Genomic DNA, 18,093 nt, shown 5'->3' with positions numbered 1-18,093 from the left:
TCATGTTATGTATACCATTAGATTGTCGCAACTCAATGACATTACCGAACACTTTTTTCAAAAGGTTGAAATCCTTTTCTGCTTCACATTCCTGAACTCAGCCAATCCGCCGCGATTGACAAACGTATTGTTTTGCGCCTAGTAATACCGGGTATCCTTCCAGATTAGGCGGTGATAGAGCACATTTAATAGCGATATCCAGTAATCTTCATTGCAGATAATTTCCAGATTATACCATAGTTTAGAACCTGAGAGGACACCATGAGCACAGCCAGTTATTTAACCTGACATTTGAACAGCGTTCAGGCTGTTATAGCTGATCGGTGTAGGTGACGAGCTAAACCCGAACAGCAAAGCACCTACCTGAGCATCTGATCGAGCTGTCATTTGAACGATATCAAAGGCGGTTTATGGATTCACATGTGTTTCTTCACCTCTCTCAGAATAAATTCTTGTGAGGTGGTCTATATCAGCGTCAAGCATAAAGCATCTGCCAACATTCTTGATGATCCAGTCACGTTTTCTGGCAAGGCCGATTATGCTGTCCGGATGCGTGATGATTTCAATACCCGAATTACATATCCAGTAAAGATCTTCCTGGCTTTCTTCCACGCAAAGTGTTGCACAAATATTGCACTAGTAGATCGTACCCGTGTGGCTCTAGATGCCACTTTCCAGGTATGAGTCAGTTGTATCTTAAAGCACGCTGTCAGTAGAGATGTTCGATACGAAATTCATTTTTCCCAATACAGCATGATGCTTATCGGCAGACACCCACCAGACCCGGAAACCCAGTGCCTGAGATTTTGAAAAGCAAGAGCAATAAATCACATTGTCGCAATTAGAATATGCTTTGGCTGGATGAAACGCCAACCTTCTAGCGAGGTTCGCCCAATGCATCATCTTCAATAAGTTAAATACCGCGCTGCGCGAAAAGATTCACCAGCTCAATATATTCAATTCCGGCATGATGTAAAATAAATGGATACTTCGATCATGGTACAAGAAAGAAACGAAATAGCCCGTAAACCTTTATTTTACGGGCTATTAAGAAATTTTAATCTTTCAATCAGCAGTAGAGCCAGCGGTAATCGTACTACCGGTCATATTGAAGATTTTATTTCCAGTTTTCTTCGTAGGTCTTCCATATCATTACCCACCTTCTTATCCACGATCTTTGCGTAATGTTGGGTTGTTCTCAGATCCTTATGACCTAACATTTTAGATACGCTCTCGATTGGTACATTGTTCGAAAGAGTCACAGTGGTTGCGAAGGTATGACGAGCTAAATGAAATGTGATATTTCTTTCAATACCACATACATCCGCAATCTCTTTAAGATACGAGTTCATGCGCTGATTGGTCATAACGGGAAGCAACTTATCCTGCGCTTGACAATGAAGATGATCCGCATAGCTATCCAGAATATTCAAAGGTATTTGCAGTAAGGGAATTTTTGACGGGGTATCCGTTTTCTGCCTCTTGATCGATAACCATTTTTTTCCGTCGACTCCGTCAATCATCTCTGATCTTTTCAGTTTCTGAACATCTACATAGGAAAGCCCGGTATAACAGCAGAATAAAAAGATGTCTCGCACCTTCCTCAGCCTTTCATTAGGGAGTATTTTAGTTTCTATCGCTTTTAATTCAGTATCATCCAAGGGCCTGCGATCTACCTCCTGCTTTGCCATACTGAACGCAAAGAAAGGATCTCGAATAATCCATCCGCTCTTCACACAAATCAAAACAATCTTTTTAAAATAGACCAGGTATTTCATGGTTGTGTTATGTGATATGTTTCTTTTATGCTTGAGATAAAAAGCATAAGCCGAAATTAAACTATAATCAAGCTTTTCAAGACTTATATCCTTTACCTTATACTTGTAGAGTAAAAATTCCTGAACGTTGCGCAGGGCAGCCTCATAGCGATTGTACGTCCCCCTTGCAAAATCCTTTCCAACCAAGGCTAACATTTCCTCGTTATGCTCTTTGAAAATTTCAATGATCATCCGAGGTTTATCCGCAACACCAGTCAGGATATCTTTGATTCCATTAGCTGTGACCGGCTTTCCTGAATCAACGAGAGCACGATGTGCCTCGTAAACCTTTGTTTGCAGGGAATCTAAGTAGGCGTTGAGCGAGCGAACATCCTCCTTTTGCCCAACCTTTCTACCGGACGAAATACTCCACCTATCGGGTTCACATTCACGCTTAGTTGTCATCTCAATGCGATGGCCGTCTATGGTGAATCTCATGTAAATAGGCAATTTCCCTCCTGAATAATTGCCCCTTTTCTTAAGGTAGAATAATAATGTGAATGTTTTACTAAGCATATCGCTCCCTTTTTTATGTGAATAAAAGTAGGTTTGCAATACAAAAAAAACAAGATGTTAACGCAATAAACAAGCTGATATACAAATACTTACAACGATTCTGGTGAGCACTTTTTTTTCGGATTCTTAAGTCCCGATTTGCTCACCAACTTATTGCGAATTATTGCATATTTTGACGTGTTTTTAAAAAACAAAAACCCTGTAAATGATTGATTTGCAGGGTTTTGATTATTTTTGTTATGTCATTCAGTGCACCCAACGAGAACTGAACCTTTCTTGCAACAACTTAATTTTCAATATGTTACATCGGCATTTTATTTCAACTCTTGATCTGCTCACCAAGTTTTTTTTACTACAAATACCCAGGATAAAAACAATAAAAATGGAAGACTTGTCAAAGCAAAGTTGTGATTACAATGGATTAAAAGTCCGATGGTTATTGTAAGTAGATCCTTTGATATATTCAGGCTAGCTTATAGTTAGAGATTGATTGCTTTAAAGTAAAGTCTCGCATAAAAAAATCAAAAATCACTCAATAATTGATAGAGTTAATTAATTCTAAAAAGTTCGCTCAGGTATCAATCGCGTTGCTATTGTTAATGATCATTTTTATTTGCATTTTCTGACCGATTTTGACTAGAAAAACTTCGGTCTGGGCGGAAATCCAAGATAACTGACAACAAGCAAAATATCGATCATTTAGTAATGATCACATTATTTGTAACATACATTTTGATATTATTAAAAAAGAAACAGAATACAGCTCTGGATTTAATCTAATCCAAAACGATAGAGCAAAACAAAGCGAAAATTTTTGATACTGGTACATCATTAAGCGAAATTGCTTATCCTCTGGTTTTTAAATATTTATCAACACTTTACACGTATTTTAAACAATAGACCCAGTACTCCAAATGAGTTTCGGAGTTTAAATTGATTAGTTTGGGATTTCCTCCTGTTTTATAAACTACATCGGATCAGCAAAGGAATAATTTGATGATCCATCCAAGTTGAAGCTTAGGCATAGGGATTAAAATGCTTTTAATATATAAAAATGATTATCCTAAGAACCGTAGACTATCGGCTTCATGTTGTCTACACCGTTGGACAAAAGCTCAGCTTTACCAAAGCTGCCCTTGAACTGAACATTACCCAGCCCGCTGTGACTAAGCATGTGCGTGAAATGGAACAGCAGCTGAATTGCCGGCTTTTTACCAGGAACGGGAATACAATTGGGCTTACTGCAGAAGGTGCCTTGTTTGTTAGTTATGCGGCCAAGATCATACAGCTGTCACGCGAAATGGAATCGAAGATCGCGCAAATAGCGCATTCTCACGGGGGGACAATCCGCATTGGGGCGAGTACTACTGTGGCGCAGACTATCCTGCCCAAGTTGCTGGCACTTTTTAAAAAGACTTATCCTAATCTTTCATTTACATTTGTGCAGGGCAACACTGACCTTATAACCAAACACATACTTGACGAAACTGTCGATATCGCAATTGTAGAAGGTGCTGGCTTTTATGCGCAAATCAGTTATACGCCGTTTGTTAAAGATGAAATTGTGCTAGTTAGCCAAACAAAAGGAAAATATGCGAAATGGGGAGAAATTAATTTGAAACAACTTACCACGATCCCACTTGTGTTGCGTGAGGCAGGTTCGGGCACTTTGGACGTGCTGCGAAAAGCATTAACAAAAGCCGGACTTTCATTCACCGATCTTACCGTGGAGATCGAGCTTGAGAGCAGCATTGCCATCATACAGTACCTGTTAAATTCTCAGACAGCCGCCTTCCTTTCTGTTCAGTCGGTAGTAAATGAATTGAAATACAATGAACTAACGATTATTGATATCAAAAATTTGGAAATTTACCGGGACTTTCAGTTTATACACCTACACGGAAAAACATCTTCATTAAGCGAACTATTCATGCGTTTTTGTAAAAGCCATTATAACATTTAGTTATATCGAATAACAATTTGTGATTCGCCTTTGGCATTGAAATGTGGCACCTTTGTATGTATTAAAAAAGGCATTTAGCCACTTAACGATGATTACCACTGACATTTGTATTATTGGAGCCGGTCCCGTAGGCCTCTTTGCCGTTTTTGAAGCAGGATTGTTAAAAATGCGATGCCATCTTGTGGACGCTCTCTCCCAGGTTGGCGGCCAGCTTTCTGAGATTTATCCACAAAAACCCATCTATGACATACCTGGTTTTCCGTCCATTCAAGCGCAACAGCTGATTGATAATTTGATGGAGCAGATAGCTCCGTTCAAGCCTGGCTTTACCTTGAGCGAGCGTGTCGACTCAGTAAATAAACTGGAAGGTGGTGGTTTTGTGGTACAAACCCATGACGATACCATCATTCAGTGCAAAGTGATCGTGATTGCGGGCGGCTTGGGATGCTTTGAGCCACGCAAGCCGGTGATAATCGGTTTGGAAGCATTTGAAGGAAAAGGCATTTCCTATTTTGTCAAAAATCCTGAAATATTTCGGAACCGCAGGGTTGTATTGTCAGGTGGCGGGGATTCAGCATTAGACTGGGCAATTTTTCTGGCACCAATCACATCCGAACTGACACTGGTACACCGGGGCGAAACATTCCGGGGTGCCCCCGACTCTGCGGATAAAGTAGTGGAAATGGCTCATAATGGACAAATCCGCCTGCTACTGGAATCACAGATCACCGAAGTAGCAGGGAACGGACATTTGCAGTCTCTCACCATTTCTACCAAGAATAATGGTGTAATTAACCTTGAAGCCGACCACCTCATTCCCCTGTTTGGATTGACACCAAAGCTAGGCCCAATCGCGGACTGGGGACTGGCACTTAATAAATCAGCTATTGAGGTGAATGTAGACGATTATTCTACTTCCACGCCGGGCATATTCGCAATTGGTGATATAAATAGCTATACAGGCAAACTGAAACTGATTCTATCTGGATTTCACGAAGCAGCTTTAATGGCTCAAAGCGCATTTAAATACGTATATCCGGAACAAAAACTGAGCTTTAAGTACACTACCGTAAATGGTGTAAATGCATTCTGACATGATACAGCTTACAGTAATTGACCGCCAGGGGCAGACAAATGAATTGCAACTAGTAGAAGATGAAGACGTTAACCTCATGGAAACATTGAAAAACCATGATTATGAAATGCGCGCTACCTGCGGTGGGCTCGCTCTGTGCGCCGATTGCCACTGCCTGATCCTAAAAGGACAGGAGCAACTTGCCGAGCCACAAGATGATGAATTAATGACCCTAGAAAGCCGTCCTGACGCACAAAATAATAGCCGACTGGCTTGCCAGCTAAGGGTAAACCAAGGCTTACAAGGCATTTTGTTGCAGCTTACAAATTACTCTAATTAACCATTCAATAGCATCATATCATGCGACTTATGAGAAAAGCCTTCGAACAAATTCTATATAGATATCCCACATAAACGGGTTTATAAAGAATTGCAAAACATGTTTAGTTTCTAGGAAGTCTATAAAAGAAAGTACCTATATGGTTGTAACTTGCTATCCTTTAAACATCACTGCCAAATGTGGAAGATCTGCAAGTACTTTACTTATACCATCTTTGCACTACATCACTATTAATCAAATCCTATTCTATTCCCCGAACGTTCATAGCTAAAACATATATCTCCTTAAAGGCAGTAATAAAAAGCAAATTCCGCTCCTTACCACCAAAACAGAGATTTGTAATTTTTTTGGAAGGTGTGGTGATATGACCAATTATCTTTCCAGAAGCATTTCCGATTGTGATTTCATTTCCTGTCAAATAGAGATTGCCCCTCTCGTCCAAAATAATCCCATCCGCACCTATTTCGATAAAGACTGTTTTATCCAGTAAGCTGCCATCTGCTCCAACCGAATAGCGGTATGTTTTATTAGCGGCAATGTCAGCAACATACATCGTTTTCCCGTCTGCCGATCCCACTATCCCATTTGGTTTTTTAAGGTCCTGATCAACAACTTTTACATTTTTGCGGTCCTGTGCAGGTGAGAGCAATACCCTTTGCCTGGTTGTATCCGACTTTATTTTTTCAGACGGGTTTTCCTTTGCCGGGTAATAGGAATCAGTGAAATATATATCACCATTCTTATTGATCCACAAATCATTTGGCCCATTCAAATGTTCAAAATCCTGGCTGCTAAGCAAAACACTTGACTTCCCTTGAAGATCTGTCGACCATATCTCATGTTCTTTACCCGAACACGTAATCAGGTTATCGCTAGCATCAATGTACATTCCACTTGGCCGGCCAGCTCTTTCCTTAAAAATACTGAGCTTTCCCTCTAAATCGTACCGGTAAATCCGATCAGCTGGCTTGTCGGTAAAGTAAATATTACCATCTCGGCTTACGGCAGGACCTTCGGTAGTCAGAAAATTACCAGAGACCAACCTGGGCGACATCTGCCCGTTTATAAACAGGGTCGAGTCGATATCTGCCTTTTCCAGAATTTTGATCAGTTGCTGTGGTCTACCCAAAGACACACTTCCCATTAGTATTTTTGTCAATAACAGTGCCAAGATTACGATGCTCATGTTATGCAAGTTCATATACTGACTGCTTAAGTGTTTATGGAAGAGTTAATATGATCAGCTCAGGTGTCAGGTTTGCCCCACCGGTTGTAATGGCAATATATTGCTTGCCATTCAGGACATAAGTCATTGGGGCAGCTGTTACATTTCTTGGCAGCGGCACTTCACCTACAACCTTACCGTTGCCCTTATCATAGGCCAGTAGTTTTGGATCCTTGATTGCAAATGTCGCTGTTGGTGAATCGCCTGATTCTCTTTGTGTAGACCCTTCCTGGCCGACAATTAGAAGTGTTTCTGTTAGCAGTATATGGTTTCTGGCTGCGCGGCCGAGCTGCGGAAGATTAAGTGTTTTTAGTATAGCATTATCCTTTCCGATGTCGCCCACAGGCGAAACCCACTTATGAAGGCCAGTTTGCATATCCACTGCTGTGATACGGGCGTAAGGAGGCTTCCATATGGGAATTTCATCTATGCTTTCAACTGGTTTGGTTTCTCCGATCAATGGATAGCCATCAACTTTGGATTTGACCAGCTTCACAGCGTAAGGCATGGTATTGGACGGAATATACAGGATTTGTGTGCTGGGGTCAAAGGCAGCGCCGGACCAGCTGGCCCCTCCTGCAATACCCGGCATTTGGATAGTTGGCTTGTCAAGTGCAGGTGGGGTAAACAATGGCCCGGAGTTGTACTTAGCGAATACACCTAATGCCTGCGCCTTTAATTTTGGCGTAAAATCAATGAGGTCTTCTGTGCTCATGCCTTGCCGGTCAAAGGGTAACGGCTTGGTTGGAAATGGCTGGGTGGCAGCAGATTTTTCCCCCGGAACGGTTGACTGCGGAACTGCTCGCTCCTGTATCGGCCAAACCGGCTTTCCATTTATCCGGTCAAAAACATAGGTAAATCCTTGCTTACTGACTTGCGCAACCGCCTTAATGGGCTTACCATCCACAACGATATCGATCAGGTTTGGAGCAGCTGGCAAGTCATAATCCCACAGTCCGTGATGCACCATCTGAAAATGCCAGACCCGCTTACCTGTCAACACGTCAAGGCATACCAGACTTTCACCAAAGAGGTTGTCGCCTGGGCGCTCCCCCCCATAATTATTATTGGATGGCGTGCTGAAAGGGAGATACACGTAACCCAGCGAATCATCGGCGCTCATCAAAGTCCAGACATTGGTCGCTCCGTCTGCCAGACCAGATCCTTCTTCCCAGGTTTCGCTGCCAAATTCTCCTTTCTGCGGTATTGCATGAAATACCCATTTTTGCTTACCGGTCCGCACATCAAACCCTCTGACATCTCCTGGTGGCATCAGCTTTGTCAAAGGGACATCATTTACTTTGGAACCGACAATTATTACATCGCGACTGATGATGGCCGGCGATGATACTCCGTAAAGCTTACGGTCCACAGTCCTGCCAAGCCCCGTTGTTAAATCAATCCTTCCTTTATTTCCAAAATTTTCAACAGGTTTTCCATCCAATGCATTCAGGGCAATCAGGTAACCATCGCCAGTAGCCAGGATAATCCGTTTATCATTGCCAGAAGACCAGTAAGTAATCCCCCGGTGCACAAAGCCATTATTTGAAGGAATCCCGTTTTTCCATGTTTGTGGGTCATAAACCCAGATGCTTTTACCGGTCAAGGCATTTACGGCTGCCACCTGCGACATGGAGGTACTGATGTAAAGCACGCTATCAACCAGGACGGGGGTGGACTCCCATACCCATGTCTTTAACTTTGGGTCCTTTAAGGTAATCTGCTCATCGGGAGAATTCCATGTCCAGGCCACTTTGAGTGTACTGAAATTCTCACTGTTGATTTGGCCCACACCAGCATATTTTGACCCGGATTTATCATACCCCTGCACAATATCCTGTGCTGGGCTGACAAAGGATAACAATGTCAATGCAAGCATAGCAAAAGGCCATAACCGAGTGCGATATGCTTTTTTTGAAAAGTAGCAAAATCGACCTTGGATTTTCAATCTACATAAATTGTACTTTTTCATATGCTTAGACATTGTTTTTTAATAATTTATCCAGTGTGATCGGATAGTCACGCACCCTTATCCCGGTGGCATTGTAAACCGCATTGGCAACTGCCGATGCCACGCCGCAAAGTCCCAGCTCACCAATCCCTTTGGCTTTCATCGGAGACATGGTCGGGTCGATATCTTCCAATAAGATCACTTCCTGATAAGGAATATCTGCATGAACTGGCACTTCGTAGCCGGCCAGATCGTGGTTGACAAAGAAGCCTATATTTTTATCAACCACCATCTCCTCCATTAATGCTGCACCAACCCCCATGGTCATCGCACCAATTACCTGACTGCGAGCGGCTTTCGGATTCAATATCCGTCCGGCATGGCAGACGGCAACCATGCGCCGTACCCTGATTTCAAAGGTATATGCGTTGACTGCTACTTCTACAAAGTGGGCACCAAAGGTGGTCTGCGCATACTCTTTTGACAGTCCTCCGTAAGTCATCTCATCCTGAGCAACTAATTCAGCGCTTTTTGCGGCACCTGCCAGATCGACACTTTGATCACCAAAAATTACCTTACCATCTGAAAACTGTGTTTTCGTGGGCTCAAAACCCAAAACGTTTGCAACCGCTTCCCGTAGCTTTTCGCAGGCTGCATAAACACCCGATGTAGATGACGCAGCGCCCCACTGGCCGCCGGAGCCTGCTGATTCGGGGAATGACGAATCGCCCAATTTTACCATTACCTTATCCAGCCCGACGCCCATCATTTCGGCAGCTGTCTGCGCTATAATAGTATAAGTGCCCGTTCCCAAGTCAGTCATATCGGTTTCCACCGTGATGATGCCACTGCTATTAAGCCTGACGCGCGCAGCCGATTTGGTGACCGGCGCTCCACGGACTGCCGAAGCAACCCCCATGCCGATCAGCCATTGTCCTTCTTTTATGCTGCCAGGTTTGGCCCTTCTATTCTGCCAACCAAATTTCTCTGCTCCTGTTTGCAGACACTCTATAAGCTTACGGGTTGAGAATTTTCGCCCTGGTTTCTCTGGGTCTTCTTGCGTATCGTTCTTAATCCGGAATTCGACCGGGTCCATGCCGAGCTTCTCAGCCATTTCATCCATGGCAATTTCCAGCGCCATCATGCCAGGTGCTTCACCAGGAGCACGCATAGCGTTCCCTTCCGCAAGGTCCAAGACGGCCAGCTTTAAGCGTGTCAGACGGTTTGCACCAGCATATAGGATTCTGGTTGAAGCAGTGGCCGGCTCTGTCCTGCCTCCTTGCAAGTTGCCCGACCAGCTTTCATGGCCAATGGCGGTAATCCTACCGTCCTGATCCGCACCGATGCGTATTCTTTGGATAGTTTTAGGCCGGTGAATGGTGTTATTGAACATCAATGGACGCTGCAAGGCAAGTTTCACAGGGCGTCCTGCTGCCCGGGCGGCAAGGCTTGCTGCAACCAGATCTGCCAGCACGGTACCTTTTCCTCCAAAGCCACCACCGATATAGGAAGCAATTAACCTTATGTTCTCTTTGGGTATTCCCAGGATAATGGCCAGGTCCCGTACACCCCAGTTAAGTTGCTGCACCGAACACCAGCAGGTCAACCGATCCCCATCCCATTTGGCAATCGTCGCGTGCGGCTCCATCATCGCATGCGCCTGGTCAGGTGTTGTATAGGTTTCATCGAGTTTGACCTGTGCCGTTTTGAAGGCCCCTTCAAAATCACCAGTCAGAGTCTGTGGCGGCGGGCCGAACTCGGCTGGCGCTGGCTGCTGGGCAGAGTCCCTGGCCGATTCAAGGTCATAAGAACCTTTTGACTTTTTGTAATCGACTTTGAGCAGGGAAGCCGCAGCCCGCGCCTGTTCAAAGGTTTCTGCGACCACAACCGCAACCGCCTGATGGTAATGGTCGATCTGCGGCCCAGCCAAAAACCGACTGACATAAAACTTGCCTGGTTGAAGCGGCCCGGCATTTTCAGCGGTAACAATGGCCAGTACGCCCGCTGAACGCTTGGCTGCCGATTGATCAATGCGCGAAATAGTACCTTTGGCAATGGCCGAACCCAGGATATATCCGTAAGCGGGACTTACCACCTGGTCATTGTATTCGTAAGCATATTTTGCAGTGCCCGTTGTTTTCAAAGGGCCCTCAATGCGGTCCGTCGGTTTTCCAATGACTTTGAGCTGGTCAATGGGGTTGATTCCCGCAGGTTTTTCAAATTTCATATCAGCTTCTGTTTTCTGTTAAAATCCCTTCGATGGTGCGCTGCACGAGTGTGAGTTTAAATGCATTTTCATTTGTCGGCCTGGCACCTTCCAGCAGCTTGGCTGTGAATCCTTTTGCGCCGGACTGGATGAATTTCTCCGCAGAAGGTTTACGCCATGGCTTGGGGGCAACACCGCCCAGGGCAATCTTTCCACTGCCATCCTTGAATAGAATAGCCCCCACCGAGACAAGTGCAAAAGCATAGGAAGCCCTGTCGCGTACCTTATGATAGACATGGGTCCCACCCACAGGTGCCGGCAAGACGACAAAGGTGATCAGCTCATTTTTTTCAAGGTTTGTTTCCAAGTGCGGCGTTTTACCGGGAAGCAGGTAAAATTCCGAGATTGGAATCAGACGGGTCTTGCCATCGGGTTTCACCGTTTCAATTACGGCATCAAGTGCCATCATGGCAACAGCCATGTCGCTTGGGTGGGTAGCAATGCAGGCATCGCTGCCGCCTATAACGGCAAGCTGACGGCTGAAACCGGCAATGGCCGAACAGCCACTACCCGGCGAGCGTTTGTTGCAGGGCTGGTTGGTATCGTAAAAATAGGGGCAGCGCGTGCGTTGCAAAAGGTTGCCCGCAGTCGTTGCTTTATTGCGAAGCTGCCCTGACGCTCCGGCAAGCAGCGCCCGGGACAAAATCCCATAATCAGCGCGCACGTGTGGGTCAGCTGCCAGATCTGTATTACGCACCAGTGCCCCAATGCGCAACCCGCCATTGGACATTGATTCTATTTTATCAAGCCCGATCCTTCCGATGTCGATCAGGTGGGTGGGCGTCTCGATCTGCAATTTCATCAGGTCGAGCAAATTAGTGCCCCCGGCCAGGAATTTAGCCCCTGGTTTGCTTGCCGCTGCCGCAGCCTGGGCCGGAGTTTCAGCGCGTTCGTATGTGAATGATTTCAAGTTGAATACAGTTCAAGTGTGAAAATGATTTGCCGGGAAGCGCCTCTCATCCTTGTACCCCAGCTACTTCCGCTGCAGCTTCTGCAATGTTGGAATAAGCGCCGCAGCGGCAGATGTTGCCGCTCATTCTTTCGCGGAACTCGGCATTACTGAATGCCACAGGCGCTTTCAGCTCAGCGCTCACATGACTGGGCATCCCGGCTTTTATTTCTTCCAGAACCGCCACCGCCGAGCAGATTTGCCCAGGCGTGCAATAACCGCATTGGAAACCATCGTGTTTAATGAATGCAGATTGCATCGGATGAAGGTTTTCAGGTGTGCCTATGCCTTCGATGGTCGTAATGGAATCGTCCTGATGCTGCAATGCGAGTGAGAGACAGGAGTTAATTCGCCTTCCGTTTACCAGTACTGTGCATGCGCCGCATTGTCCATGGTCACAGCCTTTTTTTGTGCCTGTTAAATGCAGATGTTCCCTGAGCGCGTCCAGTAATGTGGTACGGGTATCCATTTCCAGCTTAACCGCTTTTCCGTTGACACTGAAAGACACCCCTTCTGATTCAACCGGAGTGACAGTCGGGGCGGATGGGACGGCCTCCAACCCTGTTACCTTGGTCATTGCGAGTGCAGTAACCGCAATGGCAGTCCCGGCCAGCATTTCGCGCCGGGTAATGGCGCCAGATCCATTTTCATTTTCCATCATATTGCTTTATGAATGATTACCAGTCATTTAAGTTCTATCTTTCCAGCTTTTTCAAGGTGTAGGGCTGGCCGGGGGCCAAAACGATAATACGCTTTGGATTTACTACTCTGTCATACAGGCTTTTTGGGTCGCCGTTAAATGGTGAAAAATCGGGCGCATCCACTGAGCCCCAGTGGGAGAGCAGCAGCGGGGTATCCGGATAAGCATTGGCCAGCTTGATTGCGCCGGCCAGGGTGAAATGCCACTCACTGTCAGAGAAATCAAAAAGGATGGCGTCCGGTGTAGGAAGATTTAGGTGCAGATCCATCAACCGGGAATCGCCTGGTGCCCAGATCGTACCGTCAGGAGTCTGGATCATAAACCCGCACGCATCCTCATTTTTAAAATGGCGCTGACCTGGCTTTGGATAGGAATTCTGGTAGGCGTGATCGGCCGGGGTAAGCTTGACGCTTACATTGCCTACTTTAAATTCGCCTCCTATATCATGCCCAAACGATGGCCATGCCATATTTTTCATCAGCGAATCTACGTAGATCGTAGAGTGGAACGCCTTGGTAACGCCCACCAGTTCTTTATTGGTCGGTATGCTAAAATGATCGTTATCTGCATGGGTTATCAGGACGGCATCCAAGCGCGGCACGTCTTTGGTTTTGATCGGAAATTCAATCAAGATGGGCATATCAAAACCTTGCAGCAGCGGGTCGACCATCAAATTGGTGCCCCTGCTATTAATCAGAAACCCAGCCATACCCAGCCAGCGGAGAGTCGTTGTTTTAAACGAACCGAATGCTTCATTTCCAAAAGGCTGCGATTGCGGTGGTTTGGCCTGGTATTTCTTTTCTGTTTTTTTGGCCAAACTATCCGTTGTCTGCTGCGCGAGCACGGTCTCGGTCAGCATGGTAATTAACAATAAAATAGCAAGCTGTTTTGCTCTCATGGTCGCTCATGGAATAGTGTCAGGCAAATGTCCGCCCATTTGCCGGATGAAGGCTTATACGGATTACTTGAATGTTTACCACTTTTACTGATCGGCACCTTGGGATGTAATTGAAATCGCATGCATTCCTTACTTTTGGAGCAGCAAAACCTAAAAAGTAATGAGTGAAATATTCAAGCTGGAAAGCGTGTCCCAATTCAATGCGCAAAGGGGCCAGCGCACACTGCATCCCCTAGTGAGCGTACTGGACCAATCCAAGTCGAAGCCCATACAAGGGGCACGTTTCGTCTCGGAGCTTTACATTATTTTCCTGAAAAAAGTCAAGTGCGAGGAGCTCAAATATGGCCGTAGCCATTATGATTATCAGGATGGGACATTGCTGTTTATTGCGCCAGGGCAGGTTTTCGGTTTTGACGATGATGAAAATATGTTTCAGCCAACTGGCTGGGTCTTAGTGTTTCATCCTGACCTGATACGGGGCACTTCGCTGGGCCGCTCGATAAAGGACTACGGGTTTTTCTCCTATGATGTCAATGAAGCCCTTCACCTCTCAGAACACGAGCGGGAGGTTATCTTAGACAGCTTTTCGAAGATCAGGTATGAATTGGAACAAGCCATTGACAAGCATAGCAAAACACTGGTCATCAGTAACATTGAGCTGTTTTTAAACTACTGTATGCGCTTTTATGACCGCCAGTTTATCACACGTGATAACATTCACAAGGATATCCTGACCCGGTTTGAAAGCGCACTGAATGATTTTTTCGGTTCGGACGCCCCTCAAATCGTGGGACTACCGTCCGTACGTTTTTTTGCAGAAAAGCTGAATTTGTCGGCCAACTATTTTGGGGATTTGGTCAAGAAAGAAACCGGGAAGTCCGCCCATGATCACATTCAGGAGAAGCTCATTAACGTGGCCAAAGAGCGTGTTCTGGGCAGTAACAGAACCATCAGTGAGATTGCTTACGAAATTGGCTTCAAATATCCTTCCCATTTTACGAGGCTCTTCAAACAACAGGTAGGAAAATCACCGGTTGATTTCCGGCTATCCAGTAATTAATCTCAAACCAAAACCGCAATGAAAAATTGTCTTATAATATGCGTGCTTACCGCGCTATTCCTCCCCCCTTGCCTGGCACAAAACCCGGCATCATCACAAAACAAAAAGACTATGGAAAACAGTAGAACCCACAGGGCAGAAGGGAAATATAAAGAGCTTTTTTCTCAGGATATCACGGCCAGCAAAACCGATCCCGAATTGTTGACTATTCTTCAAAGTGTGATTTTTGGGGAAGTCTTTTTCATTGGTAACCTGGATGACAAAACACGTGAATTGATCACCATTACAGCCCTTGCAACCAACCAGACCTTGCCACAGCTTACCCCGCACACCAATGCAGCACTAAATGTCGGAGTTACACCCATCGAAATCCGCGAAGTGATTTACCAGTGTGCGCCTTTTATTGGGTTTCCCAAGGTTCTAAATGCAATGGAGGTTATAAACAAAGTCTTTGAACAAAGGGGTATAAAGGTTCCTTTGGAAGCCCAAGCAACTGTTACTGAGTCTGACCGGCTTGAAAAGGGACTGGAAAAACAAGGCCCACTTTATGGTGACGGTATGAAAAAGAATATGCAGGACTTGCCCGGGGAGTTAGGTAATGATATTCCTAAACTTTTGACAGAATCATGTTTCGGGGATTTTTACACACGAAAAGGGCTTAATCTTAAAACCCGGGAACTGATGATATTCTGCGCATTGGCTACATTAGGCGGCACAGAAAAACAGATGGCTTCTCATGTCTTGGGCAATATGAAAGTTGGTAATGATAAAGAAACACTCATATCTGCCATGGTGCAGTTGTACCCTTACGTCGGCTTCCCTCGGGCAGCCAACGGAATTTACACTATAAGAGAGGCAAAAGATTTGTAAAGCTTATACAGCCTGAATCATATAATACCACAAAATGATTGTCTCAAATGTAAAACAGACACTGGATAATTTCAAGCCAATCTGTTATTGAACAGCTCCTAAATAATTATATGATAATAATTCGGTTACAGAAAACATGTTATAAAGCACCTATATTCCTATGTGCAAGGTGATTTGGTAAATCACCTTGCACATAGGAACAGATAATAATTTAAAATAGCCTGTGACTAACTGACGCCGCATAATAAAGTGAAGCCACAGTTGTCAAGCCTCCAATCCGCCGTCAATATTTATACTGGCACCAGTTATAAATTTTCCGGAGGGGCTTGCAAGGAACGCCACCAGATCTGCAACGTCAGAAGTTTCGCCATAATGGCCTAATGCCATAGCACTCCTTAAAACATTGGCAAATTGAGAGTCTGCCGGATTCATGTCTGTATCAATAGGACCTGGCTGAACAATATTAACTGTTATGCCACGAGGCCCTAAATCGCGAGCAACACCTCTTGTCAGACCGGCGATCGCAGCCTTGCTCATCCCATATACTGTTGTACCTGGGTATGCACTTCTGCTTCCGGCTGTACTGCCTATGGTGATGATTCGTCCACCGTCATTCATTAAAGCTGCACCTGTCTGCATGGCCACAAAGACCCCTTTTATGTTAACTGCAACTATACGGTCAAAATTATCAATGGATATATCAGAAAGTGTGGCAATTGTTCCAATTCCCGCATTGTTTACTAAAATATCCAGATTTCCAAATGTTTGACTGGTTGTATGAATAGCAGACACAATAGAATCTGCATCGCCATTGTCTGCTTTTATTGCAATTACTTTTGCCTCTGTTGTTGACAATTCTTTAACCAATTCATTAGCAGAAGCCTCGGAACTCGTATAAGTGAATGCGACATTTGCACCTTCTAACACTAGTTTTCTAACAATCGCCTGACCAATACCCCTACTCCCGCCAGTTACAAAGGCAACTTTGTTTTTAATAGAATCCATTTTTGTCTAAAATTTTTAATTGAAACGATCGGTTTAATACTAGTCGAACTTTTTATTGAAACGATTGGTTCAATAAAATTAATATTTATTTTGGAAGCGCAGCAAGAACGCCATCTGCAATTGCTGTCAAAGTTGACCGATCCGGGTTTGCGATCGCTGAAACACGTAAGGCCCCCATGCAGCTAACTATAAACTGTGCCAATTGCTTCACATTAGCATGTGCTGCTATCGAATTTTCATCCTGCATGCGGATTAGGAACTGGGCGAATACCCTCTCAAATAAATCATTATTGCTGGCTACCATGCGCTGCACGTCGGTGTCTCGATTGGCTAATTCAATGGTGCTGTTCACAGTAAAACAGCCTTTACGATCTACATCCGCTAAACTTATATCAATGATTTGGTAGAGTAGCACTTCCAGCGATTGCCGGGTAGCTGGTGCCTGAGTTAGATAATTTGAAAGGGCAGTTCCCTGTTGCAGTTGATAGCGGCTTAATGCACGCAAGAACAGAGTACGCTTATCGGTATACGTATGATATACACTCGAACGGTTTAAGCCAAGTGTATCCACAATATCTTGCATTGAAGTTGCTTCATATCCTTTCCACCAAAACAAATTCAAAGCTTTTTCAAGAGTTTCGTCTTCATCAAATGCTTTAGGCTTTCCCACAGATCCCTAGTTGTTTATTTTGTCAGTAACATAGAAATTAGACTAATCGTTTCAATTGCTTTTTAAGAGACTTTCGTAGGCTATTTACCAGTATACAATATTATTAGATGCTGCATTTAAATATATTAGACATACTGTTTGGCACTGAAACAACCTTAAAATAGGTTAACAAAACAATACGGATGTTAGCAAGCGGTTTATGACGACGTTTAGGCTATTAGGACAACAAGACTGAACGGATTTTTTTATCAAGTATGCAAAAATTTGTGATAGAGCCCTTAATAAGATCAACACAGAGCACCAAGTTCAAACCGCAAAATAGGATTTATAAGTGACTGATTATTAGCGTGAATCACCTACTGCAATCTGATCTCCGTTACACTTCAAAAGCGATTAGAATCTACCTCGAACATATAGATAAATCCGATGAAAGAAACGGGCAGTGACGGCTTCGGCCAAATTTTCCTTAAATTACGTCTGTCTGGTCGAAAAATTACTCCCAAAACATTGCCTAATAACCTTCATGAAAGTTATAATTGATGAATTAACTATCTCAGTACGAATGCTACCAAACCGAAATTCATAAAGGGAACCAAGCCTAGCGCCCCAATTTGTTACATTAGAATAGACTTTTCCACAGCCATCATCCATTTGGAGCTGTATGTGCTGACCACTATAGATTGATGGACTTACACAACCCTTTTTTCGTCCACGAATTTCATATCCATTGGCCGGATAAACGAGCACGTAGACTAAATTACCCGCCACTGTCCATCTGCTTCCTGTTT

Annotated in this window: 15 protein-coding genes; 5 read left to right on the top strand and 10 right to left on the bottom strand. The window is 44.5% G+C overall.

Annotation, left to right across the window (positions count from 1 at the left end; translation table 11 throughout):
- Window positions 1–408: 408 nt before the first annotated feature.
- Complete coding sequence (locus L0657_RS04840; protein WP_235149282.1) at window positions 409–612, bottom strand: hypothetical protein; 204 nt, start codon at window positions 610–612, stop codon at window positions 409–411.
- A gap of 491 nt (window positions 613–1,103) precedes the next feature.
- The gene (locus tag L0657_RS04835) at window positions 1,104–2,333 is read right to left on the bottom strand and encodes a site-specific integrase (protein WP_255717741.1); all 1,230 of its coding nucleotides are present in this window, start codon (window positions 2,331–2,333) and stop codon (window positions 1,104–1,106) included.
- Window positions 2,334–3,387: 1,054 nt separating this feature from the next.
- Here L0657_RS04835 and L0657_RS04830 point away from each other — a divergent pair.
- The 3 genes from L0657_RS04830 to L0657_RS04820 all read left to right on the top strand — a co-directional run bounded on the left by L0657_RS04830 (window position 3,388) and on the right by L0657_RS04820 (window position 5,711).
- The gene (locus tag L0657_RS04830) at window positions 3,388–4,296 is read left to right on the top strand and encodes a LysR substrate-binding domain-containing protein (RefSeq protein ID WP_235149280.1); all 909 of its coding nucleotides are present in this window, start codon (window positions 3,388–3,390) and stop codon (window positions 4,294–4,296) included.
- Window positions 4,297–4,384: 88 nt separating this feature from the next.
- A complete protein-coding gene (locus L0657_RS04825; protein ID WP_235149279.1) occupies window positions 4,385–5,389 on the top strand; it encodes an NAD(P)/FAD-dependent oxidoreductase in 1,005 nt (334 codons plus the stop codon).
- A gap of 1 nt (window position 5,390) precedes the next feature.
- Window positions 5,391–5,711: a 2Fe-2S iron-sulfur cluster-binding protein gene (locus L0657_RS04820; protein ID WP_235149278.1), complete on the top strand. Its 321-nt coding sequence runs from the start codon at window positions 5,391–5,393 to the stop codon at window positions 5,709–5,711.
- Between the two features lie 241 nt (window positions 5,712–5,952).
- Here L0657_RS04820 and L0657_RS04815 read toward each other — a convergent pair whose 3' ends face one another.
- From L0657_RS04815 to L0657_RS04790, 6 genes are all read right to left on the bottom strand, one after another.
- A complete protein-coding gene (locus L0657_RS04815; RefSeq protein WP_235149277.1) occupies window positions 5,953–6,897 on the bottom strand; it encodes an SMP-30/gluconolactonase/LRE family protein in 945 nt (314 codons plus the stop codon).
- Window positions 6,898–6,931: 34 nt separating this feature from the next.
- On the bottom strand, window positions 6,932–8,815 hold the full coding sequence (locus L0657_RS04810) for a pyrroloquinoline quinone-dependent dehydrogenase (RefSeq protein WP_235149276.1): 1,884 nt from the start codon (window positions 8,813–8,815) through the stop codon (window positions 6,932–6,934).
- Window positions 8,816–8,912: 97 nt separating this feature from the next.
- On the bottom strand, window positions 8,913–11,114 hold the full coding sequence (gene paoC, locus L0657_RS04805; RefSeq protein ID WP_235149275.1) for an aldehyde oxidoreductase molybdenum-binding subunit PaoC: 2,202 nt from the start codon (window positions 11,112–11,114) through the stop codon (window positions 8,913–8,915).
- A 1-nt stretch (window position 11,115) separates the two neighbouring features.
- Window positions 11,116–12,063, bottom strand: coding sequence for a xanthine dehydrogenase family protein subunit M (locus L0657_RS04800; RefSeq protein ID WP_235149274.1), 948 nt, complete (start codon window positions 12,061–12,063; stop codon window positions 11,116–11,118).
- A gap of 46 nt (window positions 12,064–12,109) precedes the next feature.
- Window positions 12,110–12,763, bottom strand: coding sequence for an aldehyde dehydrogenase iron-sulfur subunit PaoA (gene paoA / locus L0657_RS04795; RefSeq protein WP_409014991.1), 654 nt, complete (start codon window positions 12,761–12,763; stop codon window positions 12,110–12,112).
- Window positions 12,764–12,797: 34 nt separating this feature from the next.
- Window positions 12,798–13,700, bottom strand: a complete 903-nt coding sequence (locus tag L0657_RS04790) for an MBL fold metallo-hydrolase (RefSeq protein WP_235149272.1) — start codon at window positions 13,698–13,700, stop codon at window positions 12,798–12,800.
- A 160-nt stretch (window positions 13,701–13,860) separates the two neighbouring features.
- On the opposite strand from L0657_RS04790, the gene L0657_RS04785 reads away from it, so the two are divergent.
- Together L0657_RS04785 and L0657_RS04780 are read left to right on the top strand one after the other, a co-directional pair.
- Complete coding sequence (locus L0657_RS04785; RefSeq protein ID WP_235149270.1) at window positions 13,861–14,760, top strand: AraC family transcriptional regulator; 900 nt, start codon at window positions 13,861–13,863, stop codon at window positions 14,758–14,760.
- Window positions 14,761–14,871: 111 nt separating this feature from the next.
- Complete coding sequence (locus L0657_RS04780; RefSeq protein WP_235149268.1) at window positions 14,872–15,630, top strand: carboxymuconolactone decarboxylase family protein; 759 nt, start codon at window positions 14,872–14,874, stop codon at window positions 15,628–15,630.
- 264 nt (window positions 15,631–15,894) lie between these two features.
- On the opposite strand, the gene L0657_RS04775 is transcribed toward L0657_RS04780, so the two are convergent.
- Both L0657_RS04775 and L0657_RS04770 read right to left on the bottom strand, forming a co-directional pair.
- Window positions 15,895–16,635 (bottom strand): 3-oxoacyl-ACP reductase family protein, encoded by a 741-nt coding sequence (locus L0657_RS04775; RefSeq protein ID WP_235149266.1) that lies wholly within the window; start codon window positions 16,633–16,635, stop codon window positions 15,895–15,897.
- Window positions 16,636–16,720: 85 nt separating this feature from the next.
- Window positions 16,721–17,305 (bottom strand): TetR/AcrR family transcriptional regulator, encoded by a 585-nt coding sequence (locus L0657_RS04770; RefSeq protein WP_235149263.1) that lies wholly within the window; start codon window positions 17,303–17,305, stop codon window positions 16,721–16,723.
- Window positions 17,306–18,093 lie beyond the last annotated feature (788 nt).

The organism is Dyadobacter sp. CY345 (assembly GCF_021502725.1).
Taxonomy (GTDB): domain Bacteria; phylum Bacteroidota; class Bacteroidia; order Cytophagales; family Spirosomataceae; genus Dyadobacter.
This window is presented reverse-complemented; position numbering and strand designations above follow the sequence as displayed.

Coding starts and splice junctions, on each gene's coding strand:
- L0657_RS04835 (WP_255717741.1), bottom strand. CDS start 2,333: ATGCTTAGTAAAACATTCACATTATTATTCTACCTTAAGAAAAGGGGC.
- L0657_RS04830 (WP_235149280.1), top strand. CDS start 3,388: ATGATTATCCTAAGAACCGTAGACTATCGGCTTCATGTTGTCTACACC.
- L0657_RS04825 (WP_235149279.1), top strand. CDS start 4,385: ATGATTACCACTGACATTTGTATTATTGGAGCCGGTCCCGTAGGCCTC.
- L0657_RS04820 (WP_235149278.1), top strand. CDS start 5,391: ATGATACAGCTTACAGTAATTGACCGCCAGGGGCAGACAAATGAATTG.
- L0657_RS04815 (WP_235149277.1), bottom strand. CDS start 6,897: ATGAGCATCGTAATCTTGGCACTGTTATTGACAAAAATACTAATGGGA.
- L0657_RS04810 (WP_235149276.1), bottom strand. CDS start 8,815: ATGCTTGCATTGACATTGTTATCCTTTGTCAGCCCAGCACAGGATATT.
- paoC (WP_235149275.1), bottom strand. CDS start 11,114: ATGAAATTTGAAAAACCTGCGGGAATCAACCCCATTGACCAGCTCAAA.
- paoA (WP_409014991.1), bottom strand. CDS start 12,763: ATGATGGAAAATGAAAATGGATCTGGCGCCATTACCCGGCGCGAAATG.
- L0657_RS04790 (WP_235149272.1), bottom strand. CDS start 13,700: ATGAGAGCAAAACAGCTTGCTATTTTATTGTTAATTACCATGCTGACC.
- L0657_RS04785 (WP_235149270.1), top strand. CDS start 13,861: ATGAGTGAAATATTCAAGCTGGAAAGCGTGTCCCAATTCAATGCGCAA.
- L0657_RS04780 (WP_235149268.1), top strand. CDS start 14,872: ATGGAAAACAGTAGAACCCACAGGGCAGAAGGGAAATATAAAGAGCTT.
- L0657_RS04775 (WP_235149266.1), bottom strand. CDS start 16,635: ATGGATTCTATTAAAAACAAAGTTGCCTTTGTAACTGGCGGGAGTAGG.